Raw genomic sequence first — 26,228 nt, 5'->3', positions numbered from 1 at the left:
GTGAGGAGTTGCCGTGATGGGACATTCCCCCCGTTCGCTGGCAGGCGCGGGCCTGCTGATGGTGGCGTCGTTGTGTTGCAACGTGGCGCTGGCGCAAGATGCGAAGACCCCGGTTGCCTATGCGAATGGCCTGGTAGGCACAGCGCCGCTCGACCAGCGGAAGCTGATCGGCAACGCGCCGCCTCCGGGTGAGCAGCTCTACTCGGGCTTTACGTCTCCGTCGGCGATGCTGCCGCACAGCTCGACGTGGGTGGGCCCGGTGAACGCAAACCTCGACGTGAATTATCCGGCGGGTGTGCGCGCGGAATACTTCTATCCCAATCGCATGATGTACGGTTTCACCACCGGCGAAGGCGGACCAACGATCATGCCGGTTGTCGGCACCTTCACCGTGCCTCCGGAGCGCAGCGCCTCCGTCTATGACAAGGCGCGCGAGAAGTCTTCGCCGGGCTATTACGGTGTGTATCTCGACGACTTCCACACGCAGGCGGAGATGACGGCGACCACGTGGACCAGCCTCTTCCGCTTCACTTTTCCGGAGAGCGAAGATTCGCATGTGCTGCTGGATCTCGGGCACGGCGGTGGTGAGATCGAGGTTATCGATGACCATACGGTGCGCGGCAAGGGGCGCGACGGCCACTTCTTCGTTGCGGAGTTCTCGAAGCCCTTCGCGAAATTCGGCGTCTTTAAGCAGCATCCGCCGCAAAGACCGGACTCCGGGGACATGATCGGCTGGGATGAAGTCGATCCGGACGAAAAGACGATTGAAGGCAACTTTGCCGGTGCTTACCTGCAGTTTGCGGCGACGGCGAACGAGCCGGTGCTGGTGAAGGTCGCGAGCGCGACCAGTTATGACGAAGCCGAAGCCCGGCTGAAGGCGGAAGATCCTGGATGGGACTTCGACCGCGTGCATCACGCGGCGGAAGAGGCATGGAAGCCGAAACTCGATGCGATTGAGGTGAAAGGCGGCACGGAGAAGGAGCGCATGCTCTTCTACTCCTGCCTCTATCACTCCTACGCAAGCCCTCGGCTCGAAGCGAAGAAGGGCGATGAGCTCATCGTGCGGCGCGGGCCGGATCGCGGCAAGGAAGAGACCGTCGCGTATGACCGCTACAGCGAGGTGCCCTTCTGGGATACGGGCCGCAACCAGATCGTGCTGCTCACGCTGCTTGAGCCGCAGATGAAGCTTGATGTGCTGCAGTCCGAACTGGATCGTGCAAAAGAGCGCGGCTACATGGCGACTTCATTCCATGGGGATAACGCGGTCTTCATGTATCTCGGAGACTGGGAGCGCGGACTCAAGTTCGATTACGCGAGCGTGTATGAGTATCTGCGCAAAAACGCGATGGATCCGAAGGGGCCGCGTGGGCATTTAGAGCCGTATCTTCAGCAGGGGTGGATTCCGGATGTGATTCCGCCGGGCAATCCGAGCCCGCCGTATGCAGGAGGCAACGCCGGCGCAGCCACCACGCTCGAGTATGCGTGGGACGACTACGCGATGGCGCTCTACGCGAAGCGGCTGGGCAAGGAAGACGACTACCAGATGTTCCTGAAGCGCGCGCATAACTATGAGAACGTCTTCGATCCCTCGGTCGGCTTCATGCGTGGCAAAACAGAGGACGGCAAGTTCATCTCGCCCTTCGATCCCAGGGAGCCGTACTACAACTTCATGATGAAGGAAGGCTCGGGCTGGTCGACGCTGTGGCTGGTGCCGCACGATGTGCAGGGGCTCGAGAATCTGCTGGGCGGACGCGAGAAGTTCGATGCGAAGCTGGATGAGTTCTTTTCGACTCCGTACACGGCGAAGGGGATCTGCCGTGACTGCACGGGGGTGATCGGGCAGTACGTGCAGGGCAATCAGCCGGATCAGCAGGCTGCGTACTACTACGACTGGGGCGGCCAGCCGTGGAAGACGCAAAAGCTCGCGCGCGAGATCCTGGCGCTGATGTATGGCAGCGACAAGACGGGCTATGCCTTCCCGGGCATGGACGACCAGGGTTCGACGGCTTCGTGGTACGTGATGAGCGCCCTCGGCTTCTATCCGGTCGACCCCTCGAGTCCGAACTATATTATGGGCAGCCCTATCTTCGATGAGGCCACGATCCACATGGGCAACGGGCACGACTTCACCGTGATTGCGAAGAACAACTCGGCGAAGAACATGTATATCCAGTCTGCGACCCTGAATGGCAAGCCATGGAACAAGCCGTGGTTCAGCCACTCGGATATCGAGAATGGTGCGAAGCTGGTGTTGACGATGGGGCCCAGCCCGAATGAGAAGTGGGGCAGCGCCCCCGAAGATGCGCCTCCCTCGATGTCGCAGCCGAAGTAGCCGGACTATAGATAAGGAGTTCGATGTTCATGTTCAGGATTCTTCTTCGCAGCGTCGCCGGTATCGGTGCCGCTGCTTTTCTTTTGGGTGCAGCGACACCAGGCATGGCGCAAGGCAGCGCCGCATCTCCGCAAGAGCGGGTGCAGCTGGCGACGAAGGCGCTGCAGGGCTGGTATGACGAGCAGACGGGTCTCTATAAGACGACAGGATGGTGGAACTCGGCGAACGCCATCACCACGCTGACGGATGAAGCGAAGATCGAACACTCGCATGCATTCGATCCCGTCTTTGCAAACACCTTTCAGATGGGCCCGAAGAAGTATGCGGCCTTCATCAACGATTACTACGACGATGAAGGCTGGTGGGCGCTTGCCTGGATCGGCGCCTATGACGTGACGCATCGTCCGGAGTATCTGGCGATGGCGGAGTCGATCTTCAAGGATATGAGCGGAGGCTGGAGCGACACCTGCGGCGGCGGCATCTGGTGGAGCAAGGAGCGCAAGTACAAGAACGCGATCGCGAATGAGCTGTACTTATCGGTCGCCGCACACCTGGCGACACGCGCGAAGAGCCGTGCGGATCGGAAAGAGTATCTCGAAACAGCGGAGCGCGAGTGGAAGTGGTTCGCCGGCTCGGGGATGATCAACAGCGAAGGCCTCGTCAACGATGGCCTCAACGCGAAGTGCGAGAACAATCACGAGACGACCTGGAGCTATAACCAGGGCGTGGTGCTGGGAGGTCTTACGGAGCTGAGCCGGAAACATCACGATGCGGAGCTGCTCTTCGAGGCGAAGAAGATTGTGGCTGCGACCATGGCATCGCCTGTGCTGGTAAAGGAAGGTGTGCTCCACGATCCGTGCGAACCGAAGTGTGGCGGGGACGGCTCGCAGTTCAAGGGCATCTTTGTGCGCAACCTGCGCGAGCTGAACGGGCGTGCGAAGGTGCCTGGGTACGGCGAGTTCGTGCAGAGGAATGCCGACAGCATCTGGGCAGATGCGAAGGCCCCGGAGTATCACCTGGGCGTGGTGTGGGCTACGCCGTATGGCGATGCGGATGCCAGCTCGCAGAGCTCGGCACTCGATGCCTTGGTGGCGGCAGAGGCGCTGCAGTAACGGGAGAGCTTCCTGCGTCTCCAACAGCATGAGCCGCGGGACCTGGCAGCCATCCGGTATCCATATATATAGGTGAAAACAGCAGAGGCGTGGCCATCGGCCACGCCTCTGCTGCTTGTGTTGCGGTTTGGGGGAGGGTTAGAAGCCCAGCTTGAGGGCGAACTGCAGGATACGGGGGTTGTTCTGCTGCGTGAGCGAAACCGTACCGTAGCCGGTATAGCCGCCGGTGGTCGCGTCGAACTTCGCCGCGCCGTCGGAGGGGTTGTCATCCGGAGCCGGGAAGAGCACCGAGTTGGTCAGGTTGAAGGCATCCGCGCGGAAGGTCAGCTTGTAGCCTTCCTTGATCGGGAAGGTCTTCTGCAGGGTTGCGTCGAGGTTCGGTGCGGTTGGGTCGCGGATCACCGAGGTGCGGCTGTCGAGTGTCTTCAGCCCGTAGGTGGGAATCTTCGCGTAGCAGCCGATACCGGCCGACGTGTTGTCGTCGAAGTTGTTGTACATGTAGCTCTTCAGCGACGTGCCGCCTTCCGGACGGAAGCTATGGTTGCAGTCGTAGTAGTAGCTGTTGTCGAGCGAGACCGGGAAGCCGCCCTCAGCCGAGAGGATAGAGCTCAGCTGCCAGCCACCGATGACTTCGTTGACGAAATTGTTGACGCCGCTGAAGAGGCGCTGTCCACGGCCGAAAGGCAGATGCAGCTGCGACGTGAAGGAAAGGATGTTGGTGCGATCGTCAGGACCGATCTGGTAGCGGAGCTTCGGATCCTGATACGGGTAGGAGTTTTCAAAGCCGCTGGCAGTCATGGTCTTCGACCAGGTGTAAGCCAGCTGGAAGGCGAGCTGTTCCGGGCCGCCCAGGCGCTTGTCGAGCTTCACTTCGAGGGCGTTGTAGAGGTTGCGGCCGAGAGGCGCCGCATCCCAGGCCACTTCACCGAACTCGGAGTAGGGTTGCATCAGGGTAAGGGCCTGAATGGTGGACGAAGAGCCGATGGTGGAGGTAGACGGCAGAACGCCGGAGTAGGGGTTCACGACCTGCTGGCTGAAGTAGTTCGGGTCAGCGATCGCCTTCTGGAGCTGGGTGGAGTTGACGGCGTTCAGCACGGTCGAAACGCGCACGTTGTAGGCGTAGTCGCCGGCATAGCGCACGTCGAGGGTCATCTGGTCAGGCAGCGCGCGCTGGAAGCCGAGCGAGGCCATGTGGGAGTAAGGGATGCGACGCTGCGGGAAGTCCATCGACACCGTGTTGCCGATAGCGGTCTGGTCGCCGCCCGCGGCGCCGGCGGCCTGCTGCGCACCGTTGGGGAAGGGGTTGCCCGCCGCAAAGTAGCCCGACGAGGTCAGGCCGCCGTTGTTCGAGGCATCGTAGCTGGTGGTTTCGTCGAAACCGGTGTAGGTGCCGTTTTCCAGACCGAAGGACCACATCATGCCGTAGCCGCCGCGGATAACGGTCAGCGGGTCGAGCTGCCACGCGAAGCCGAAACGCGGAGCGAAGTTGTTCCACTGCGTGTTGTAGGCGCGTGCAGGCTGACCGTTGGCGCCGGCAAACTGGATGCCGCCGTAGACGGACTGCAGGTTGGTGGTGTCGATATTGGCGGAGCTGAGAGCCGCGGCATCGGCCGCCAGGTTGGACTGGTAGGTGGAGTTGCTGCTGACCGAGTTGATGCAGGTGGTGCAGAAACCACGGTTGATGGCGTTGCCACGGGCTTCGGCGCCAAGCTGGACGTCATAGCGGATGCCGATGTTCAGGGTCAGGTTCTTGCGGATGCGCCAGTCATCCTGCGCGTAAAGATCCCACGCCGGATAGTAGGTGAAGGTCTGCGGATTCCACTGGACGCCGCCGCTGGCCGGATTGCCAAGCAGCATGTCGGCGATATCGAAACCGTCGGTCGTGCGAGCGGACTCGGTCGGATTCTGTTCGGTGAAGGTGGTGCCGAACTCGAATTCGCCGTTGGCGTAGCCGGCCTGGCCGGGGGTGCCGTGGTCGAAGTGGTGATAATCGCCGCCGAAGTGGAAGGCATGCTGGCCCCACTCTTTGGTCAGGTCGATTGCGAGGCCGATGTCGTCATAGGTGCCGGAGGTGAGCACGTTGCCAACCACCTGCGGGTAGTACTGCGAGGTCGTGAATTCCGGCAGATCCTTGAGGGTGCTGGTCGGAATCGACGGCATGGTCAGGCCGAGGGTGCTCGGAGCCTGCGCCTCTGAAAACTCGCCGTTGGGCGAGGACAGGAAGTAGCGGGCAAACGAAGCCTTGGCGTCCAGCAGCGTGGTAGGCGAAAGGGTCCAGGTAAAGTCCTGCGCCGCGGTGTACTGGTCGTGGGTGGCGTTGATGTTGCCGTATTCGGCCACGCCGGTGAAGCCGTTTTCGTTCTGATACTGGGTGCCGTGCTGCATGGTGAACAGCGAGTACCAGCGCATGTTCGGCGAGGTGTTGTAGTCGACGCGGACCATCTCCTGGTTCCAGTTGGTCTGCTCGGGGGTGTTGGCCAGGTAGTTGTTCTGGTCGTTGGTGGTGTTGAGGTTCGGCAGCGGATAGAGGTTCAGGACCGCGGCGCCGATCGCGTTGATGCGGCTTGCCGGAATGATATTGTTCGCGAACGCGGTACGGGTGTAGGCGTCGCCGGCGCAGTTGCCCAGCGTGCCGCCGGCCACGGTGCAGGTCGTGGTCGTGGGGTCATAGATGGTGTAGCCGGTGCCGCTGAAGTCGGCATTGCCGCCATTGGTCGGACGCATGGCCGCCGTCGGCACGCTGGTGAGCAGCGTATCGGGCAGATCCTGGCGATAGCCTTCGTAGCTGCCGAAGAAGAAGACCTTGTTCTTGACGATGGGACCGCCGATGGTGCCGCCGAACTGGTTCTGGCGCGTCGCCTGGCGCTTGGTGCCGGTTTCGTTGTTGGTGAAGCTGTTGGCGTTGAAAACGGTGTTTTCGATGTACTCGTAGAGGTTGCCGTGGAACTGGTTGGTGCCGTTCTTGACGACCATGTCGATGGTGCCGTTGCCGGTACGGCCGTAACGGGCATCGTAGGTGTTCGTCATGACGGTGACTTCCTGCAGCGCGTCCACGTTCGGGGAGAACTCCCACTCACCTGCGCCGCCGGTGCTCTGCGCGGTGATGTTGGTGCCGTTCAGGGTGAACTGCTGGTAGCCGCCCACGCCGCCGCCCACCACATAGGCATTGGTTACGGCGTAGCTGTTGGCGGTGGAACCGGCAACATTGGTGGTGGTGTACTGGGTGCTCGGCGTGGTGCTGAGCAGGGAGTAGATCTGGCGTCCCTGCAGCGGAGCGCTTTCGATCTCCTGCTGGGAGAGAACCGTGCTGCCGGAGCCGCTGGCCGTGTTCAGAAGCGGAGGCGCATCGGAGACAGTGACATTCTGCGTGACCGCACCGACGTGCATGGTGATGTTCACGCCGCGGTACTCGCTGGCCTGGAGCAGGACGTTGTCCTGAACCTGGGTGTCGAATCCGGCAGCGCTCACCTTGAGGGTGTACTCGCCGGGGATCACGTAGGGAATGTAGTATGTTCCCTTGTTATTGGTTTCGGACTTATAGGTCTGCTGTGTGGCGTTATTGATGGCGAGAACATCCGCCTTGGCCATTACGGCGCCGGATTCGTCAGTGACGACACCGGTCAGAGTCGCGCGGAATTCCTGCGCGCTGAGATTGCGGCAAAGGCCCAAAAACGACAGAAGCAACAGACAGGGGACGAGCGCGCGCCCGGTCCTCAGCTGAAGCAGAAGGTTTCGCATGATTCTTTCCTCGATGACGAAATGAATTGGAGAGGCGGTGTATGCGTAACCGGCCGCTTTCGGGGCCGTGTACGCCGGCGCGGACTGCGCTGATTCAAGCAGTAGCAAGGCCGGTTGCATTGCAGCGGTGAAATCACGCGGCGAAACATGTTGCAGAACAATCTGCAACATGGATGTACATAATTGAAATGAATAGACTTATTGGGTGATGATGGGAGTATCGTTCATCACAATTTCACGCTCGGGCTGTAGGCTGGAAATGGTTGGAGTATGACGCGGATTGAGGCAGAGAAGGCGCAGCCGGTAGTGCAGGCGAGCGACCTCGAGAAGGATGAACGCTGGCAACTGGTGATGCGTGTGACGGGATCGCCCGCCTTTGCCCGCTCATCCCGGTTACCCGATCTGCTGCTCTACCTCTGCGAACGAAGCCTCCAGGGGCAGGATCTTCTGCTGACCGAGCAGCGGATTGCTGCCGAGGTCTTCGAACGGACGCGGAGCTTCGACCCCACGGCAGACACCATCGTGCGCTCGCACATGCTGCGCCTGCGGCAGAAGCTGGAAGCGTACTTCAAGGAAGAGGGCGCAAAGGAGCGGCTGCGGATCCTGATCCCGCGCGGAAGCTACGTGCCCGTCTTCGAAGCGGTCTCCGATCTGCAGCTCGGATCCGAGGCAAAGCCTGCATCTGCTGAGCCGGTGGCCGCGCCGGAAAAGACTTCGGAAAAGAACGCGGTCACGGCGCTGGAAGCCAGCCGCCGCCGGCTGCGGATGATCTCCGCAGGGTTGCTGGTGGCCTGCCTCGGGCTGCTGGCGACGCTGCTGACCGGCTCCGGCCGCGAAGGAGGCGTTGCGCTGCAACTGCAGCCGATGCAGCGCGGCCGCACGGCGCTCTGGTCGAGCATGTTTCCCGGCAAGAGCCCCACGCTGCTGATCGCCGCTGACAGCGGGCTGGTGATGCTCCATGGGCTCACCGGGCAGAACAGCTCGCTGAGTGACTACATGGATCGGAACTTTGACCGCCAGCTGGCCGGGACGAAGCTGCCGAGGAACGTGGTGCTCGATGTCGCCAGCCGCCGTTACACCTCGTTCGTGGACCTGGAGCTCTTCGACCGTCTCACGCACGCGCCGGGCGTCCGTCCGGGCGGTTACAGCATCCGGTACGCACGGGATGTGCATGCGAACGATCTCAAGAACGCGAACGTGATTCTCTCCGGTTCGCAGGACGCGAACCCCTGGATCGAGCTCTTCGAGCCGCAGATGAACTTCGTGCTGCACAACGATCTGGAGAAGGGCGAGCGGGGCTTTCTGAACCATGCTCCGCAGGCCGGGGAGCTGCCGTACTACCAGTCATCGGCATATGAGTACGGGCTGCTGGCTTACATGCCGAACCTGAGCGGCAGCGGCAACGCGCTGCTGATCGAAGGCACGGCCGTGGCCGGCACCGAGGCCATCAGCGATTTTCTTTTCGAGGACAGCGACTTCGAGCCGTTCCTCGAGAAGATCATGCGCAAGGACGGCACACTGCCGCACTTCGAGATTCTTCTGCGCTCACGCAGTCTCGACGGCAGCGCATCGCACTCGGAGATTGTGGCCTACCGCACGCACTGAAGACGCCGTTTTTCATCTCCATGTAACACGCCGGGCCCGTCGATGGACCGTCCGGGACTTGCGCGTGCGCATCTTGCCGTCTATCCTCCGACGAAAGGGCTGCGTCCAGAAGAGGGAGCTTCGCGTCTCTCTTTCGGGATGTCCGCGTGCGCGGTCCAGCTGCCTATTGGATGAGTCATAAGACGCTGACCCTGGAATTTGTCACGATAGCTGACTTAGGATTTGTCGCAAGAGTTGACTTAGAATCTGTCACAGTAAAGGTTACGAATTGAAGAGATTGTTCCGGTCCCCCCTGCTTGCGGCTTTGCTGCTCGCGAGCTTGCCCGCCGCTGTGCCTGCCTCCGCCCAAACCTCCTCTTCCGACCGCGCGCCGGTCGTGATCGTGGTGACCATCGATGGGTTTCCGGCGAGGGCTCTCAAGGATCCGCGGCTGCCGATGCCGACATTGCGTGCGCTCGCCGCCTCCGGCGCCGCTGCCGAGGGCATGATCCCGATCAATCCCTCGGTGACCTGGCCGAACCACACGGCGCTGATCACCGGCGTGAACGCGACCGGGCATCACGTGCTGGCCAACGGACACATCGTGGTGCCGGAAGATGGCAGCGCTCCCGAGGTGCAGCCATGGGTGGACAAGGACAAGCTGGTGGACGCGCGCACGCTCTACGAAGCCGCCACGGAAAAGGGACTGACGACGGCTCAGGTCGACTGGGTGGCGATCTACGGCGCGAAGGGCGTGACGTGGAAGTTCGACGAGGCGCCGAAGCTGAATGACGTGATCTCGCAGGAGCTGATCGCGCAGGGCCTGGTGACGGCCGACCAGCTCGAGCACTTCGGCGACGACAGCAGCGCGGCGTGGCGCGACGAGATCTGGACGGATGCGGCGGTGGATATCGTCGAGAAGCACCGGCCCAATCTGCTGCTCTTCCACCTGCTCCAGACCGATACCCTGCAGCATGAGTACGGGGCGATGTCCGCAGCTGGCTACGAAGCTTATGCTAATGCGGATCACTGCCTGGCGCGTGTCGTCGAGGCCGTGAAGAAGGCTGGCCTTGCGGATCGCACGACGTTTGTCATTGCTTCGGATCATGGATTCGCGAGCTACACCAAGACCATCCACGTAGAGAATGCGTTGGTGGATGCGGGCGTGGCGCAGGGCAGCGGCAAGCACACGACCGGCGACGCGCAACTGCTGGCTGAAGGCGGCGCGGCTTATGTCTACATCCGCGACAAGGCGAAGCGTGCGCAGCTCGAGTCCGAGCTGAAGCCGAAGCTCGCGGCGCTCGAAGGCGTGGCCGGCGTGTACACGAACGAAGAGGCGCGTGCGATCGGCATCCCCTCGGATGAGGTCACCGGACAGGCGCCGCAGCTCTATCTCGTGGCGAAACCGGGCTACGCCTTCGGAGAAGGTGTAGCCCCGACGGTGGTGACGGAGAATCCCGAGCGCGGTGCGCACGGATACCTGAACACGATGCCGGAGATGCAGGCGCTGTTTGTGGCCTCGGGCGTGGCGATCAAGCCAGGCGTGAAACTGCCGGTCTTCCCCAACCTGCGCGTGGAGCCGACCATCGCGGAGATTCTCGGCGTGAACATGCCGAAAAACGAAGCTCCGCTCTCGGAGATTCTGCGTTAGTAATTTCCCTGAACATGTGAAGCAAATGCGGCCGGATGCCTGTGTGCAGACCGGTCGCATCGTATTTTCCAGGGACAATCTGTCGCGAGAAAAGGCATGGCATAACCCATAAGTCACCTCCTGGTAACCATTTGGATGTGTAGTTCTCCATGTACTTTCGTATACTTCTCCTATAAGCATCCGGCATAAGGGCTCTTGACCCTTTGCTTACGCCGCCCGGCGTTTGCCTTCTAAGAAGGAGACGGCGGGAGACCGGTTTGAGAATAGCGAACGTGTGTCTTCGTCTATCTCGAAAGAGAACCGTCGCAGGCCGCAGGAGGAAAATCGCCGGATGCACGGGCCCGCGCTCAGGCCGCCACTTTCAGGTGAGCCGGCGCGCAATGCACGGAGGGGAGAGGCACGCATCAGGCTGCCGATCGCCTGCCGCGCGCCAGGAAAGTCAGGGGACAGGCATGGAGCTGTACGAAGACATCATTCGATACGTTGAAATGGAAATAGCCCTGCTCCAGCAGGCAAAGCAGCTGCTCCTGTCGGGAGGCCGCTCGCGTGCGGCGAAGCTGACGCTGGAGATCGCAGAGAAGGAAGCCGCGAAGAGCCGCGCAAAGGCTGCGCCGGTTCGCATTCCGGCGGTGAAGAAGGTGCGCCGGGCCGTCAAGACCCGGGCAGCCGCTCCGCGCCGCCGCAAGAACACGCGGGCAGCAGAGGCGGTGATTGCGACTCCGTCCGCGCTGACGCATGCGGTGCCGGCCGGACCGGTGGTGGTCTCTCCCGAGGCGGTTCGCCGCGCGCAGGAGAAAGCCCTGGCCGCGAGTGTCTCGCCTGCGCTTGCTGCAACGGTCGCGCAGCCCGAGCTCAGCGAAGAGCTGCTGCGCAAGAAGTGGATGCACTAACCTTCACGGATTTACATCCGGCTGCCTGAGCTTTCCGCTCGCGCAGCCGGGCATGCATTCCCGCTGCGATGGGTTTCACTCTCTTCTTTCGCGCATCCTCCGCGCGCATTTTGCCGCAGGCCTCATCTTCCCGGCCGCCTCTACCGATTGCCCATATCCGGTCCTCGAAGCGCCGAGCGATGGCACGGCATTTCTGCAGCGCTGTAAAAATCCTTTCCATTCCTAAAGCAAATGACCTAGCGACGTAGCGCGAAGGCACGGCTGCTTGCGATACAGTGCAAAAAGCCTACGGGAGTTCACTGGAATATTGCGTGATCGCAGGGGCGGCCGGAACGGCTGTGCAGAGAGCCGCTAGGCTTCGCGTATCGTTGTGATGCTGCGGGGATGCGCTCTCCGCGTTGCACTCCCGGAGCGGCCGAGGATTGTCGAGGAGATGAGGATGTCCGCTGAACGGAGCACCAGGGTCAGATTCTTTCTTGCCTTCTGGCTTTTCGTGCTGAGTGGTGTAGCTTTCCTGGACCGCACAAACATCTCGATCGCAGGGCTGCAGATACTGCACGAGTATGGGCTGAACAATCAGAAGCTCGGCTGGATCTTCTCCGCATTTCTCGTCGGCTATGCCGGCTTCCAGATACCCGCCGGCATCCTGTCCGCGAAGTATGGTCCGCGCGCGGTGCTCGCCTTCGGTGTGACATGGTGGTGCGTGGCCACGGCGCTGACTGCGACGCTGCCTTCCACGCTTTCGCATGCGCTGCTGCTGTTCATCTGCATCCGCTTCATGCTGGGAGCGGGCGAAGCCGTGGTGTATCCGGCGGCGAACCAGTTCGTGGCGCGATGGATTCCACAGCAGGAGCGCGGCTTCGTCAACGGGCTTATCTTCGCCGGAGTCGGCGCGGGCAGCGGGCTTACACCACCTCTTCTCACATGGCTCATCGTCGATTACGGCTGGCGCTCGGCCTTCTGGTTCAGCACCGGAGTCGGCTTCATCGCGGCGCTGGTGTGGTGGATCTTCGCCCGCGATACGCCGGAGCAGCACCTTGGCGTCTCGCGCCGCGAGCGGCAGGAGATTCGCGAGGGCATCTCTTACGCGAATGTTTCGCCGAGCATGGCGGGCACCGCGCCGCGTATCTCGCTGCGCGCCATCGTGACCCGCGGAGACCTGGCTGCGCTCATGATGGGCTACTTCAGCTTCGGCTATATCGCCTGGGTCTACTTCAGCTGGTTCTTTCTCTACATGGCGCAGGTGCGGCATTTCGACATGCATGCCAGCGCACGCTACGCCATGCTGCCCTTCCTGTGCATGACCGTCTTCAGCCTGGTAGGCGGATGGAGTTCCGACCGCCTGTCGCGCCGCTTCAGCCTGCGCGTGGGCCGCTGCTATCTTGCCTCCGCGGCGATGCTGCTCACCGGCGCCTTTCTCGTCTTTGGCTCGCATGTCGCGAGCCCGGCGCTGGCCGGCATCATCCTTGCCGTGGGAGCAGGCTCGCTCTACATGTCGCAGAGCTCATTCTGGTCGGTGTCCGTCGACATCGCCGGAGCCAGCTCCGGCGTCTTCTCTTCCTTCGTAAACATGGGCGGCCAGTTTGGCGGCGCGCTCACCGCATCGCTTACGCCGTGGATCGCGCAGCGTTTCGGCTGGACGAGCTCTTTCGCAGCAGCCGCGGGCATGGCTGTGCTGGGCGGCGTCTGCTGGCTGATGGTGCATCCGGAGCGCGCGCTGGTGACGGCCGAGCCAGAGCACGAGCTGGCATGAGTTGCGCGGCGGCTCCGCTTATGTTGCTCTATTGGGATATGCGGCGCATCTGCTGGATGTTGCTTACGGTGGTCTTCACCTCCGCATGCCTGGCGTTTGCGCAGGCAGCGATCCCGGTCGTGTCGCAGGCAAGCCCAGCTCACCTGGCCCCTGCAAGATCGACGCCGCAGGCAGCGCCTGTGCAGGCGCGTATCCTCGGCTGGAGCACCACCAGCGAACTGCTGTCCTCGGCCGCGAAATCCGAATCGAACATTGTGGTGGAAGCAGGCCGCGCCGAGCTGGTCTTCTTCTTTGCTGCTTCGCCCGCAGTCGAGGGCACGGTCTTTCGCTATCGCCTGGACGATTACGATGCCGATTGGACAGAAACGCGCGGTACGCTGGCGCACTATCGCCGCCTGCCTCCGGGCAGTTATCGCTTTGAGGTGCAGGCACGCTCGCCGCAGAGTGGATGGTCTTCTCCCGAGGCCGTGCTGCATGTTGAGCAAAAGCCGTTCTTCTACCAGACCTGGTATGCGTATGTGCTGATCGGCGTCATCGTGCTCGTGATCGCGGCACAGCTTCTGCGCCAGCATGACCAGCTGCTCAAAGGGCAGATGGGCGTGATCATGGAAGAGCGCAACCGCATCGCCAGCGACTGCCATGACACGCTGATGGCTGGCCTCGCCGCCGTCTCCTGGCAGCTTGAAGCGACTGCGAAACTCTTTCGCAGTGAGAGCGGCGAGCAGGGTGCGGCAGCCTCCGCATGCGAGCTGGCGCGCAGCATGGCGGCGCACTGCCAGGCCGAGGCGCGGCGCATCATCTGGGATCTGCGCAACGCGACGACAATTACGACATCGCTCTCCGAAGCGCTGACCGAGGCGCTGGGAGCTCATCGCCAGCCTGAGGGCATCTCCACCATGGTCGAGGTGCATGGCAGCGAGATTCCGATCGCGCCCGGCGCGGTGCATCATCTCGTCTGCATTGGGCAGGAAGCGGTGTCGAACGCTATCCGTCACAGCGGCTCGTCGCTGATCCATGTCGATCTGCGCTATGAAAGCGGCTCGCTCTGCCTGAGCGTGCGCGACAACGGGCAGGGCTTTCAGCCTTACGACGCGACGGCCCGCACCGGGCACTTCGGAATCTCTGTGATGGAAGAGCGCGCCCGCAAGCTGGGCGGCCAGTTCCGTCTTAACAGCGCGGCCTCCAGCGGCACCGAGGTCACAGTCACGGTAAGCTTCAACAAAATCCACCAGCCTTCCGGGCAGCAGCAGGTCGTTCCATGGATCGGTCTCTAAACCGAGACGGATTTTCATTGCTGCTGCAGTCGTCAGGCCGTCGAGGCGACACCTATGCTCACGCAAATCAGGGTTCTTCTCATCGAAGACCACTTCCTGGCCCGGATGGCCCTGCACACGGTGCTCGAGGGCCATCCGCAGATTCGCATCATCGGTGAAGCGCCCGACGGCGAACGCGGCATCGAGCTCTTTCGCACGCTGATGCCCGACGTCACGGTGCTCGATCTGCGTCTCCCGCAGATGAGTGGCTTCGACGTCATCGCGCGGCTGCGCGGCATCCGCCAGCAGGCACGCATCGTGGTGCTCTCGAACTACCAGGGTTCGGAGGATGTGTATCGCGCCGTGCATGCGGGCGCCATGGCCTATCTCACCAAGGACGCAAGCGGCGAAGAGGTGCTGCACGCCATCCTCACCGTGCATCGCGGGCTACGCTACCTGCCGCAGGTCGCGATGAATCGCCTGGCCGAGCGCATGCCCGCCGTGGCGCTGACGCCGCGCGAGAACGAGGTGCTGGTCTGCATCACGCAGGGCTGCTCCAACCGCGAGATCGCCGAGCGGTTGCAGATTGCCGAGAAGACGGTGCGTATCCATGTCTCGTCCTTGCTCGATAAGATGGGCGCGCGCGACCGCACGCAGGCTACGATCTACGCGCTGCAGCGCGGCCTTGTGCATCTCGACTGAACAACGCAATTCGCCACAATCACGGTTCCGATTTCACCGCATTGAAGAAGGAGTTCGTCATGCCCACGCCCTTGCCGTCTTCCGCTCGCACTTCACGCACCCTCCTCCGCTGGAGAGCGGCTGCATTCATCGCTGCCGTATTGGGCGCCGGAGCCTTGTTCGTCCTGCGCGCGGATACGCCGCTCACTGAGGCCGACTACGAACACGATCCGCAGAAGATGATCGAGGCCTATCGCCATGTTGAGGCGGCAAGCGTTTCCGATGCGGAAGAACAGTTGCTGCACGAGAAGCACTACATGTCACACCAGATGCAGCCCATCTTCCCGACCAAGTTCGCGGGCGTCGCGCTCACCGTGCTGCTGAAGAAGGAAGAAAACAGCGATCCGCACGCGCTCGATGGCATGTTGAATGCGATCGACAAGGGTGAAGAAGGCTCGGTCTACGTGATGAAGGTCGAAGATGGTGCGGATATCGCAGGCATGGGCGGCCTGATGGGCACGGCCATGTTCTCGCGCGGCTTCGTGGGCGCGGTTGTTGACGGCGGCGTGCGCGACCTGCCGCAGCTGAAGCGCATCGGCTTCCCGGTGTATGCCACCGGCGCCGTACCGTCCACATCTGTCGGGCACTATCGCTTCGGTGGAATGAATGTGCCGGTGACCGTCGGAGGCACGGCCGTCAACGCGGACGACATCATCGTCGCCGATCAGGATGGTGTCGTCGTCGTGCCGCGCAGCCACGCGGCTGCCGTGCTCATCCGCGCCCAGCAGCTGGACAACAGCGAGCACAGCATGTATCCCTTCATCGAGAAGTTCCACTCCATCGTCGAAGCTGTGCAGCAGTTCCACCGCATCTAGCGATTTTGTAATCAAAGGCAGGATAGGTTGAGATAGGTCATTTGCCCTAGCGCGGTAACTGGCGCATGCCCGATGACAAACCGTCCTCGATCCATTGAAATAGCTGCAACAATCCTGACGACAGGCAGAGGCGTGGAAGTGAATTTCATCGCATCTGCCGGAAGGCTGCATGCTCGAAGACGCCTGTACCCCCTCTCCGTCTCGCCGGCGAGTGCTGAAGGGACTCACCGCCGCCGCTGCACTGGTCTATCCCGGCGCGGCCATCCCTGCACTTGCGGAAAAAACTGTTGCAGCTTCCGCGCCTGCGGGGGAAGACTACTACGAGAAGCTCGGCGTCGAGCGGATCATCAATGCCGCCGGTACGTATACCTATCTCACCGCGGCTTGCATGCCGCCTTCGGTGATCGCCGCGGTCGAGCGTGCCGCGCACCATCCCGTTAGGCTGCGTGAGTTGCAGGAAAAGGCGGGAGCGTATATCGCGCAGAGGCTGCATTGCGAAGCGGCGATGGTGACTTCGGGAGCTTCCGGAGCGATCTCGCTCGCAACGGCAGCGTGCATGCAGCACGCCAACAACATCGGCCCGCTCGATATGCCGCAGAATATCGCGGGCGCGCGCAATCAGGTGGTGGTGCAGAAGGCGCATCGCTATGGCTATGACCATGCCATGTATCTCTCCGGCGCGCGTGTGACGGAAGTGGTCACGATGGAGGACTACAAGCGGGCACTGGGCGAAGGCAATGCGGTGATGACCAACTTCTTCAACGCAGCCGAGGATGGCGATGCCGATGCGCAGATTGGCCGCGAAGAATGGCTGCGCGTGGCGCACGATCATAATGTCCCCTGCCATATGGATGCGGCGGCGGATATGCCTCCGATCTCGAACCTGTGGAAGTACACCGGCATGGGCTACGATCTTGTCTCCTTCTCCGGAGGCAAGGGCATGCGTGGTCCACAAAATGCAGGCTTGCTGCTTGGGAAGAAAGAGTTCCTCACCCTTGCGCAGCAGAGCAACAATCCCGATGACGGTATCGGCCGCGGCATGAAGGTGGCGAAGGAACAGATTGTCGGTATGGTCGCTGCGGTGGACTGGGTGCTTTCGCACTCAGACGACAACATGCAGGAGGACTACAACGAACGCGTCGCGCGGATTGTTGCACAGGTGCGCGATATCCCCTCGGTGGCGACGAGCGTGAAGGTGCCCGGCATCTCGAACCATGTGCCGCATCTGCTCATTCATTTCGACCCGGCGCGTGTGGGTAAGTCGACGCAGCAGATCGTCGATGAGCTGCGCGCGGGCAAGCCATCTATCGAACTCAATCCCGGCTCCGGCCATCCCGAACGCAAGGGCATCGCGCCCGATGTAAACACGATTGTCGTGGGAGTATGGATGATGCAGCCGGGAGAGGATGAAATCGTAGGCCGAAGGCTGCGCGCGGCCTTGACTGGAAAGGCATAACGCGAAGGCCTGAATCACAACCGAATCAGAACCCACCAACGAAGCGAGGTCAGAATGAAGACGCAAACACGCCGTGGATTGCTGAAGGATGCGGCCGGAGTCGCCGTCGGCGCCGCAGGGATGATGGCTGTGGCCACACCGCCTGTAGCCGAGGCTAAGGACAAGGATCACATTGTGTGGGAGAAGCAGGCCGTGCAGAAGCCCGGTCCCGATGGCAAGGTGCCGCCTCCCGGAGACAAGCCACCGCTCTTCAACTCGATCGTCACCTTCGGCAACCTGGTATTTCTCGCAGGCGTCGGCGCGCACTTCGACGGCACCATCGAAGAGCACACCAAGCACGTACTCGATGAGCTAGAAGAGAATCTCAAGCTCGCAGGCTCTTCAATGGAAAAGGTACTCAAGGTAAATGTCTATCTCAACGACATCAAAGACTGGCCGCGCATGAACACCGTCTACCAGGGCCGCTGGGGCAACGTGCCGCCGGTGCGCACCACGGTTGCACCGTCGGGCGGCATCCCGGGTGGCTCGCTGGTCGAGATTGACCTGATCGCCTACAAGTAAATGCCTCACGCGAGAGGAGCGCGGCTTTTCCTGCGCTCCTCTTTCTCGCAGACAAAGACCAAAACAAGGCAAAGGGTGAAGAGGACGATGGATCTTTCCGGCAAGGCGCGCTTCTCGCGGCGAGACATACTCAAGAGTTCCGGCATGGTGGCCGCTGCCGCTGCGTTGCCGCTGGCTGCATCCGCGCAATCGGAAACGGCTCACGGTGAAGGCGGAAAGATGACGCTGGTGAGCCGTGGCACGCAGGCCGATAACCTCTACACGCAGATCGGCGTGCGGCCGCTCATCAACGCGCGCGGCACCTACACCATCATCACCGGCTCGACCTCTCTGCCCGAGGTAAAGCAGGCAATGTTCGAAGCCTCGCAATACTATGTGCATCTCGATGAGCTGATGCCCGCGGTGGGTGGCGAGATCGCGAAGCTCATGGGCGCGCCCGGTGCGATCGTGACCTGTGGTTGCGAGGCTGCGATCGCACTGGCGACCGTGGCCTGCATGTGCGGCACCGATCCTGAGAAATCGCAGGCCTTCCCCTATTACAAGGCGAAGAGTGAAGTCATCATTCCGAAGTACGCGCGCAATCCATATGACTTCGGTGTGCGCATGTCCGGTCCGAAGATTGTGGAAGTTGAGACGGAGGAAGATCTGCGGCGGAGTATCACCGCGCAGACGGCGATGATCTACGTGATGTCCGGGCCGCGCGCCTTCGAAGAGCCGCTCTCGATCAAGACGATTTGTAGCATCGCAAAGGAGTTTGGCGTGCCGGTCTTCGTGGATGCGGCTGCGGAAGAGCCCATCGTGCCGAACATCCATATCGCAGCCGGTGCGACCTTCGTTGGCTACTCCGGCGGCAAGTGTATGCGCGGACCCCAGACTGCAGGCGTGCTGCTGGGTCCGAAGGATCTCACGCACGCGGCCTTCTGGAATGCCGCTCCGCACCACAACTGGGGCCGCGCGCTGAAAGTGGGCAAGGAAGAAGCGATGGGCATGCTGGCCGCGGTGCGCCAGTGGTACAAGCGCGACCACGAGGCAGAGCAGAAGCAGTGGCTCGCGTGGGATAACTCGATTGCCGATGCGCTCAAGGGCATTCCCTCGTTGACAACGAAGATCAACATGCCGACCGACGATCTCTCGAACCGCGCGCCCACGCTCAGCATCCACTGGGACGCGGCGCAGGTGGGTATCACCGGTGAGGAACTGGTGAAGAAGCTCGATGAAGGCACGCCGCGCATCCTTGTCATCGGCGGCAGCGGTCAACGGCCGGACAAGATGGAGTCGTCGATCGGCATCATGCCCTACATGATGCACCCCGAGGATCACGCCATCATCGCCGAGGTCCTGGTGAAGTATCTGAAGAACCCCGGGCATTATGAGAATCCGCCGGTGGATCATAGCGAGACGGCGAGCCTCGCTGGCTCCTGGCATGTAGTGATTCAGTATGGCGTGGGTGAAGGCCACCAGATGTGGACGCTCTCGCAGCAGGGTACAACGGTCAGCGGCGATCAGAAAGGCGAGCTCTACTCCACTTCATTGAAAGGCAGTGTGGAGGGTGCGCACGCCACGCTGCACAGCACCATGACGACCAGCGGCCAGGAATTTCCATGGATCTTCACTGGCGTGGTGCGTGGCGGCACCTTCTCCGGAGATGTGGACATGGGCGAGTATGGCCCTGCGACCTTCACTGCGACCCGGGCCTGAGCCTGCGTCGCGTCATTCCTGCGCAGAGTGGCTAGAAGGCCGCTCGGCCCGCGTTTTTACTGGTCTTCACCAGGAAGGATTTCTCTTATGATGCGTCTTCTGTCGCGCTCTTCGCTCCTATGTCTAACCAGCTGCGGCATTCTGCTCGCAGCTGCCTCGTCGTTTGCACAGCAGACGCTGCCACAAAATCCCTGGGAGGGTTCGGAGCATCCTCCCGTGCTCGCGCCGCCGTCGGTGGCCGCGGAGCCGCCTGCGAAGCCGCATGCGCCTGTGCCGTCGAACCCGCTGCCGTATGACCTGCTGCTGGTGGGCGGTCACGTAATCGATGGAAAAAATCACATCGACGGACTGCGCGATGTCGCCATTAAAGACGGGAAGATCGCCGACGTCGGCGTGCATCTCGATCCGAAGAAAGCACTGAAGGTGGTCGATGTGAAGGGGCTCTACGTCACGCCGGGTCTCATCGATATCCACGTCCATGTCTACGCAGGCACTGGCGAAAAAGGTTCCTATGCCGGGGATAACTCGGTCTATCCCGACGGTTTCACCTTCCGTACCGGCGTGACCACCGTGGTCGATGCAGGCAGCAGCGGATGGCGTGACTTCGACGACTTCAAGGCGCGTGTCATCGACCGCTCGAAGACGCGGGTGCTTGCGGAGTTAAACATTGTTGGCTCAGGCATGCGAGGCACGCTGGTCGAAAACAATCTCGACGATATGAATGGCGAGCTGACTGGTGCGAAGGCCAAGGAGTATCCCGGCCTGGTTGTCGGCATCAAGAGTGCGCACTTTGCCGGACCTGAGTGGAAGCCGTATGACCAGGCCGAGATTGCATCGAAGATTGCGGGCGGTATCCCGGTGATGATCGACTACGGCACGAACCGCCCGGAGCGGCCGCTGTATAACCTCGTGGCCGAACACCTCAAGCCGGGCGATATCTACACCCACTGCTACTCTGGCCTGCGCGGAGAACAGAATCCCGAGACCGGCGGCCCCAGCGATGCGCTGCTGCTGATGCGTAAGCGCGGCATCTACTGCGATGTCGGCCATGGCGGCGGCAGCTTCGCCTGGAGTGTTGCGACGCCGATCGTGCGATCCGGTTATAAGCCCGACTCGATTTCGACCGACCTGCACATCGACTCGATGAACGCTGCGATGAAGGACATGCTGAATGTCGCAGGTAAGATGATGGCGATCGGGGAGTCAGTGCACGATGTGATCGTGCAGATGACCGTGAACCCCGCGCACGAGATCCATCATGACGAACTCGGCAATCTCACTGCCGGCTCCATCGCAGATGTGGCCGTGCTCTCACTGCACGAGGGGCAGTTCGGCTTCGAGGATATGTACAACACGAAGATGATCGGTACAAAGCGGCTGCAATGCGAGTTGACGATCAAGGACGGCAAAGTGGTCTACGACTACGAGGGCATCACTGCCGATCCGTGGAACGCATCGAAGCATACTTCCGATCCGCGTTTGGCCTCTCACTGGACGACCTTTGGTGAGCGCCTCTATCCCGCGCAGACGGGACAAAAGTATCCGCCGTCGACGCCGGCGGGGAGCTTCCCGGCAGTAGATCCGAAAAATCCGTAACACGTTCATCGTTTGTGAGCGCTTTCCAGGCGGGGGTGCAGCCGTGTGCTGCACCCCGTTTCTTTTTTATGCGCGCTCTGCTAGGCCTTTTGGCCTACGCGGGGCCATGGCAACAGCCTCATGACAAGACACCGGCTCTGTAATCCAATCGGAACAATTCAGTTCCCCAGTTTGCATTTGTCCGGCCGGCGGCCAAGTTCGTCCCCGCCTTCTCTCCGGCCAGATTCGTCGGCAAAGCACCTGGAGCTTTCCTAGCAGGGCCAGTGGCACATCTTTGCGTGTTGATGAGGAGACCAGCTTGAAAAAGGCATTTCTGTTGTGTTGCGTGTTCCTGTTATCCGGGCTGTTGAGGACGAATGCCCAGATCGCCAACAATACCTCCATTGTTGGCACCGTCTCCGATCCGTCCGGCAACGTCATTGCGGGCGCAACCGTGGTTGCCACCGAAGAGCAGACCAGAGTACACGCGCAGGCGACGACAAACGGGCAGGGCTATTACGCCATCACCTTCATCCAGCCCGGTACATATGACATCAGCGTGCAGCAGAAAGGCTTCTCGAGCTACGTGAAGAAAGGCGTCATTGTCACGATCGATCTCGCGTCGCGTGCCGATGTTGCGCTCACTGTGGGCTCGGAGCAGACGACGGTCGAGGTAAGCGCCTCGACGCCGCCGCTGATCACCGACGATGCTACACTCGCCGAGACCTTCAGCCAGAAGACGATCGAAGAGATTCCGCTCAGTTCGCACAATGCGCTCGATGTCGCCTCGGCCTCGTCGAATGTTTTCATCGGCTCGAAGACCTCGTACAGCGGCAACCCTCCGGGGGAAGACATCGAAGGCGGCGGTCAGCGCGAAATCCAGAACAGCCTCACGCTCGATGGCGTCTCCATCATGAACAACCTCATCACGACCACGCCGGCGCATCCGCCCGCGGATACCATCTCGGCAGTGCAGGTGCTCACCGGCAATTACTCGGCGCAATATGGTTCGTATCTTGGTGTCCACGTGAACATGACGACCAAGAACGGCACCAATCAACTGCACGGCGCAGCGTATGACTACGTAGAGAACACGGCGCTGAATGCGCTGCCTTTTACCTATAAGCCGAGCTCCACTTCATCAAAACCCGTGTTGCACTTCAATCAGTTCGGTATCAATCTCGGTGGGCCGGTATTTCTGCCCAAGTTGTATGACGGCCGCAATAAGACCTTCTTCTTCGGCTCGTATGAGGAGATGCGCCAGATCGGCCAGTCGAACAGCACCGTCTCGTCGATTACACCTGCGATGGAGGGCGGAGACTTCTCTGCCATCTGCAGCAGCTTCAACGCGGCTGGCGCCTGTACCAGTGGCACGCAGATCTACGATCCCTCCACCGGCGCACCCTATGCGAATAACCAGATTCCGTCGAGCGAACTGAATACCTCGGCCGCGCAAATCGCCAGGAACTACGAGAAGTACATGGTCGCGCCGAACCTCTCCGGCTATGCGAATAACCTGAACACCTCTTATCCCAGCGATCTCATCATCAAGCAGTCCATCGATCGCATTGATGAGAACATCGGCGAGAAGGTGAAACTCTTCTTCCGCTATTACTGGGAGAACCTGAACGCAACCGCGGGCACACCCTATCCTGCCAATGCCTCATTCGTGCCATCGCATATCCGTAACTTTGCCATCGGCTATACGCATATCATCACGCCGAATCTGGTGAACGATATCTATCTCGGTGTGAATAAGGTCCTCGCCGACAACCTGAATTACTGGTACGAAACCGGCCAGACGAATGCAGGCACCAGCCTCGGAATTCCCGGCTTCGATGCCGACACGCTTTATAATAACCCGGGTGTGCCGGTAGTTAGCATCGATAACTTTCAGGGCGTCGGCAATGCGGGCAGTAACTGGTTTCAGGACGATCGCACCTACGATCTCTACGAGCAGCTGAGCTGGACGCACGGCCGTCACAACATCATGGCCGGTGCGGAGCTTCGCCGCCTGACGCTGGGTCGCGAGGCAACCAATAACCCGCTGGGCGCGATCACCTTCAGCGCCACCAGCTGCACGCCGAATGCGACGACGGGCGATTGCGCCGGGCCGCTGACCAGTTCGGGTTATTCGGCTGCGGACTTCGTGCTCGGTTACATCAACAATGACACTACGCCCATCGATACGATCAAGGGATCGGTAGGCGAATGGCGCGACGGTTTCTTCCTTCTCGACAACTGGCAGGCATCGCAGCGCCTCACGCTTAACTTGGGCTTCCGCTACGATCTGCCGACCGCACCGTACAGTCTTAATGGTTACGGCCGTGAGCTGAACGATGCGCAGACCGCACTTATCCCCACATCCGGCGCGACGCTGGGCGCAAATTACACTCCGACGCCGGGATTTAAGTTTTCCTCGGCGCAGCTCGATAACTTCGGCCCGCGCTTCGGATTGAACTATCGCATTACAGATAGAACTGTATTTCGCGGCGGATTCGGCATGTTCTATAACCCGAACCAGCTGAATACCTATACGTTGCTGACCTCAAACTATCCGTTTGCGGCGGCGGTCAGCTATACCACCAGCGCTGCCGATGCGCTTACGCTCGACAATCCCACCTCAGCCTCGGGCACAGCTTCGCCGGTTGCAGGCGTGGCTGGTACCTATGTGGCCGCGTACACGCCGCAGCCGGACCTTAAGACGCAGCGCTCCTACCAGTGGAATGCGACGGTGGGCCAGAACCTGTGGAATGGCGCTGCGTTTGAGATTCAGTATCTCGGCTCGCACTCGCTGCATCTCGATCGCAGCTTCTACAACAACGAGCCTCTGCACCCGGTAAGCACGGCAATCGAATCGCTCAACGCGCAGCGCCCTAACCAGCTCTTTGGCTCCATCCGTACTTTCCAGGAAGACGAGTACTCGCACTACAACGCGATGACCGCCGTCCTGCGGCAGCGGCCCTTCCATCATCTTTCCGGGCAGGTCAGCTACACGTGGTCGCACGATCTCGATCTCTCGGCTGATTCCAACAATGGTGGCACCACCTCGCAGCAGTACAACATCGGCGCGGACTACGGCAACGCCAACTGGGATATTCGCAACCGCTTTGTCGCGGTGGCCGAATACAGCCTGCCTACCTTCGTAACTTCGAACCTTCTGGTGCGTGAAACGGCAGGAGGCTGGCATCTCAGCACGCTCATCAATGTACAGTCGGGCACGCCGTACACCGTTTCCATGTCGAGCAGCCTTACCGCTGCTGGCGTCGATCAGGGCACCGAGCGTCCCTCGTGGTCACACAGGGAGAAGGCAGGCTGCAGCCTGAAGAGCGCGTACTCCGGACTCTCCGGCAATACGAACTCGTGTATCGATACGTCGGCCTATATCCCCGCCGTCAATTACTCTGACAAGCTCGTGGGCTATGGCAATATTCATCGCAACAGCCTCATCGGGCCCGGCTTTCAGTATGAGAACCTGGCGGTCTTCAAGGATTTCCCCACGTGGCGGGATGCGTCCTTCCAGTTCCGCGCGGAAGCCTTCAACCTCTTCAACCACCCGAGCGGCGCGAACCCCACTTCGAGCGGTCTCGGTATCAGCACCAGCGGGGCCTGCGCGACCAATTCGTGCCTCACCGTACCTTCGGGCTTCGGTCAGATCACGAGCGTGCAGAGTGTGCCGGGCAGCTTCAGCGGCGCGCGCGTGCTGGAGCTATCGGGCAAGCTGTTCTTCTAAAGCCTGACGTCATGTGTCTGTGTTAGCGTTTCAGGCAAGGTCATAAAGAGAAGGTGCTGTGGGAAATGCCACAGCACCTTCTTTGGCGCGTGACAACGATCCTTCATGATGAGTGCCTCTTCTCCCTCGTTTTCTCTTCGCATCAAGGACGCGGCTGCATGCCGCTGGGATGTTCTCTCGCTCGGTGAAGTGATGCTGCGCTTCGATCCCGGCGAGCAGCGGATCACGCAGGCCCGCAGCTTCCAGGTATGGGAGGGCGGCGGCGAATACAACGTTGCGCGCGGCTTGAGCCGCTGCTTCCGGCAGCGCGCTTCGATCGTGACGGCGCTTGTCGATAATCCTTTGGGTCGTCTGGCCGAAAACCTCATCCTCTCCGGTGGCGTGGATGTTTCACATGTGTTGTGGCGCGAGGACGACGGCGTCGGCAAGACCTCGCGCAACGGCATTTACTTTCTCGAGCGTGGCTTCGGCATCCGCAATGCGCTGGGCATGATGGACCGCGGACACACGGCGATCTCGCAGCTGCAGCTGGAAGAGATCGACTGGGAAAGTATCTTCGGCGTGGAAGGAGTGCGCTGGTTTCATACCGGCGGCATCTTTTGCGCGCTTGCCGAGCAGCTGCCTCACGTGGCGCGCGCGGCGATGGAAGCGGCACGCAGGCATGGCACGATCATTTCTTACGACTGCAACTACCGGCCTTCGCTGTGGAAGTCACGCGGTGGACGCGGCGCAGCTGCGGCTGCCAATCGTGAGCTGCTGCCGTATATCGATGTGCTCTTCGGGCATGAGGAAGACTTCCTTGTCGATGCAGCGAGTGGCGCGACGAAGCCGCCGCATTATGACGAGGCGAGCTTCGCTGCAATGGCCGAGCGCCTGAAGCAGGATGCGCCGAACCTGCAGGTCATCACCATGGCGGTGCGCAGCACGCCGAGTGCGAATCGCAACGACTGGAAGGCCTTTGCCGGCGCGGAGGGGCAGCTCTACAGCGCGACGGCGATCCCCGACCTCGAGGTGCTGGATCGTGTGGGCAGTGGGGATGCCTTCGCATCCGGTTTTGTGTATGGGTTGCTGGAGGGGCGCGATCTGGAGTGGTCGCTCGAGTGCGGGCTGGCGCACGGCGCGTTGGTGATGACGACTCCCGGAGACAACTCGTTCGCAACGCTGAAGGAAGTGATGAACCTGATGGCGGGTGCAGGCGCGCACGTCCAGCGATAAAGAGACTAGAGCCTGTTATGCCTTTTCGCGTGGCTGTCGTTGCGTGGGCAAATCGGGCCAGACGAGGCGGAGGACGAAGGCTTTGGCGATTCCAAGGCGAGGACGACAACGAAGTATGGCC

16 protein-coding genes are annotated in these 26,228 nt (G+C 61.2%); 15 read left to right on the top strand and 1 reads right to left on the bottom strand.

Translation table 11 applies throughout. The annotated features are described in order from the left end of the window. Positions 1-16: 16 nt before the first annotated feature. Both QM649_RS01330 and QM649_RS01325 read left to right on the top strand, forming a co-directional pair. Positions 17-2,332 (top strand): GH92 family glycosyl hydrolase, encoded by a 2,316-nt coding sequence (locus QM649_RS01330; protein WP_415197193.1) that lies wholly within the window; start codon positions 17-19, stop codon positions 2,330-2,332. A gap of 29 nt (positions 2,333-2,361) precedes the next feature. Continuing rightward, a complete protein-coding gene (locus QM649_RS01325; protein ID WP_415197192.1) occupies positions 2,362-3,444 on the top strand; it encodes a glycoside hydrolase family 76 protein in 1,083 nt (360 codons plus the stop codon). 138 nt (positions 3,445-3,582) lie between these two features. On the opposite strand, the gene QM649_RS01320 is transcribed toward QM649_RS01325, so the two are convergent. Then, on the bottom strand, positions 3,583-7,182 hold the full coding sequence (locus tag QM649_RS01320) for a carboxypeptidase regulatory-like domain-containing protein (RefSeq protein WP_415197191.1): 3,600 nt from the start codon (positions 7,180-7,182) through the stop codon (positions 3,583-3,585). A 270-nt stretch (positions 7,183-7,452) separates the two neighbouring features. On the opposite strand from QM649_RS01320, the gene QM649_RS01315 reads away from it, so the two are divergent. The 13 genes from QM649_RS01315 to QM649_RS01255 all read left to right on the top strand — a co-directional run bounded on the left by QM649_RS01315 (position 7,453) and on the right by QM649_RS01255 (position 26,107). After that, positions 7,453-8,787: a helix-turn-helix domain-containing protein gene (locus tag QM649_RS01315; RefSeq protein ID WP_415197190.1), complete on the top strand. Its 1,335-nt coding sequence runs from the start codon at positions 7,453-7,455 to the stop codon at positions 8,785-8,787. Between the two features lie 268 nt (positions 8,788-9,055). Continuing rightward, positions 9,056-10,417: an alkaline phosphatase family protein gene (locus QM649_RS01310; RefSeq protein ID WP_415197189.1), complete on the top strand. Its 1,362-nt coding sequence runs from the start codon at positions 9,056-9,058 to the stop codon at positions 10,415-10,417. A 452-nt stretch (positions 10,418-10,869) separates the two neighbouring features. Beyond that, the gene (locus tag QM649_RS01305) at positions 10,870-11,307 is read left to right on the top strand and encodes a hypothetical protein (protein ID WP_415197188.1); all 438 of its coding nucleotides are present in this window, start codon (positions 10,870-10,872) and stop codon (positions 11,305-11,307) included. Positions 11,308-11,746: 439 nt separating this feature from the next. Further along, positions 11,747-13,060, top strand: a complete 1,314-nt coding sequence (locus QM649_RS01300) for an MFS transporter (RefSeq protein WP_415197187.1) — start codon at positions 11,747-11,749, stop codon at positions 13,058-13,060. After that, positions 13,057-14,334 (top strand): triple tyrosine motif-containing protein, encoded by a 1,278-nt coding sequence (locus QM649_RS01295; protein WP_415197186.1) that lies wholly within the window; start codon positions 13,057-13,059, stop codon positions 14,332-14,334. Before QM649_RS01300 ends, QM649_RS01295 begins: the two co-directional genes overlap by 4 nt. Before the next feature lie 54 nt (positions 14,335-14,388). Beyond that, a complete protein-coding gene (locus QM649_RS01290) occupies positions 14,389-15,015 on the top strand; it encodes a response regulator (RefSeq protein ID WP_415197185.1) in 627 nt (208 codons plus the stop codon). A gap of 59 nt (positions 15,016-15,074) precedes the next feature. After that, positions 15,075-15,869 carry an RraA family protein gene (locus QM649_RS01285; protein WP_415197184.1) on the top strand — a complete coding sequence of 265 codons (795 nt, stop codon included), beginning with the start codon at positions 15,075-15,077 and terminating at the stop codon, positions 15,867-15,869. Between the two features lie 169 nt (positions 15,870-16,038). Beyond that, positions 16,039-17,325 carry a selenocysteine synthase gene (locus QM649_RS01280; protein ID WP_415197183.1) on the top strand — a complete coding sequence of 429 codons (1,287 nt, stop codon included), beginning with the start codon at positions 16,039-16,041 and terminating at the stop codon, positions 17,323-17,325. Positions 17,326-17,379: 54 nt separating this feature from the next. Then, a complete protein-coding gene (locus QM649_RS01275) occupies positions 17,380-17,886 on the top strand; it encodes a RidA family protein (protein ID WP_415197182.1) in 507 nt (168 codons plus the stop codon). Between the two features lie 87 nt (positions 17,887-17,973). After that, complete coding sequence (locus QM649_RS01270; RefSeq protein ID WP_415197181.1) at positions 17,974-19,584, top strand: twin-arginine translocation signal domain-containing protein; 1,611 nt, start codon at positions 17,974-17,976, stop codon at positions 19,582-19,584. 87 nt (positions 19,585-19,671) lie between these two features. After that, entirely contained in the window at positions 19,672-21,180 is a 1,509-nt protein-coding gene (locus QM649_RS01265; protein WP_415197180.1) for an amidohydrolase/deacetylase family metallohydrolase, read from the top strand. Between the two features lie 298 nt (positions 21,181-21,478). Next, complete coding sequence (locus QM649_RS01260; RefSeq protein ID WP_415197179.1) at positions 21,479-24,892, top strand: carboxypeptidase regulatory-like domain-containing protein; 3,414 nt, start codon at positions 21,479-21,481, stop codon at positions 24,890-24,892. A 105-nt stretch (positions 24,893-24,997) separates the two neighbouring features. Then, the gene (locus tag QM649_RS01255; RefSeq protein WP_415197178.1) at positions 24,998-26,107 is read left to right on the top strand and encodes a PfkB family carbohydrate kinase; all 1,110 of its coding nucleotides are present in this window, start codon (positions 24,998-25,000) and stop codon (positions 26,105-26,107) included. The last annotated feature ends 121 nt before the right edge of the window (positions 26,108-26,228 follow it).

Source organism: Silvibacterium sp., assembly GCF_047605705.1.
Lineage (GTDB): Bacteria > Acidobacteriota > Terriglobia > Terriglobales > Acidobacteriaceae > Silvibacterium.
The sequence above is the reverse complement of the archived record's forward strand: the minus strand, read 5'-3'. Positions and strand labels throughout refer to the sequence as shown.

Excerpts from the sequence above, each read along its gene's own strand:
- QM649_RS01265 (WP_415197180.1), top strand. The coding sequence starts at position 19,672 with ATGATGCGTCTTCTGTCGCGCTCTTCGCTCCTATGTCTAACCAGCTGC.
- QM649_RS01285 (WP_415197184.1), top strand. The coding sequence starts at position 15,075 with ATGCCCACGCCCTTGCCGTCTTCCGCTCGCACTTCACGCACCCTCCTC.
- QM649_RS01270 (WP_415197181.1), top strand. The coding sequence starts at position 17,974 with ATGGATCTTTCCGGCAAGGCGCGCTTCTCGCGGCGAGACATACTCAAG.
- QM649_RS01325 (WP_415197192.1), top strand. The coding sequence starts at position 2,362 with ATGTTCAGGATTCTTCTTCGCAGCGTCGCCGGTATCGGTGCCGCTGCT.
- QM649_RS01305 (WP_415197188.1), top strand. The coding sequence starts at position 10,870 with ATGGAGCTGTACGAAGACATCATTCGATACGTTGAAATGGAAATAGCC.
- QM649_RS01300 (WP_415197187.1), top strand. The coding sequence starts at position 11,747 with ATGTCCGCTGAACGGAGCACCAGGGTCAGATTCTTTCTTGCCTTCTGG.
- QM649_RS01330 (WP_415197193.1), top strand. The coding sequence starts at position 17 with ATGGGACATTCCCCCCGTTCGCTGGCAGGCGCGGGCCTGCTGATGGTG.
- QM649_RS01290 (WP_415197185.1), top strand. The coding sequence starts at position 14,389 with ATGCTCACGCAAATCAGGGTTCTTCTCATCGAAGACCACTTCCTGGCC.
- QM649_RS01320 (WP_415197191.1), bottom strand. The coding sequence starts at position 7,182 with ATGCGAAACCTTCTGCTTCAGCTGAGGACCGGGCGCGCGCTCGTCCCC.
- QM649_RS01275 (WP_415197182.1), top strand. The coding sequence starts at position 17,380 with ATGAAGACGCAAACACGCCGTGGATTGCTGAAGGATGCGGCCGGAGTC.
- QM649_RS01295 (WP_415197186.1), top strand. The coding sequence starts at position 13,057 with ATGAGTTGCGCGGCGGCTCCGCTTATGTTGCTCTATTGGGATATGCGG.
- QM649_RS01255 (WP_415197178.1), top strand. The coding sequence starts at position 24,998 with ATGATGAGTGCCTCTTCTCCCTCGTTTTCTCTTCGCATCAAGGACGCG.
- QM649_RS01315 (WP_415197190.1), top strand. The coding sequence starts at position 7,453 with ATGACGCGGATTGAGGCAGAGAAGGCGCAGCCGGTAGTGCAGGCGAGC.
- QM649_RS01280 (WP_415197183.1), top strand. The coding sequence starts at position 16,039 with ATGCTCGAAGACGCCTGTACCCCCTCTCCGTCTCGCCGGCGAGTGCTG.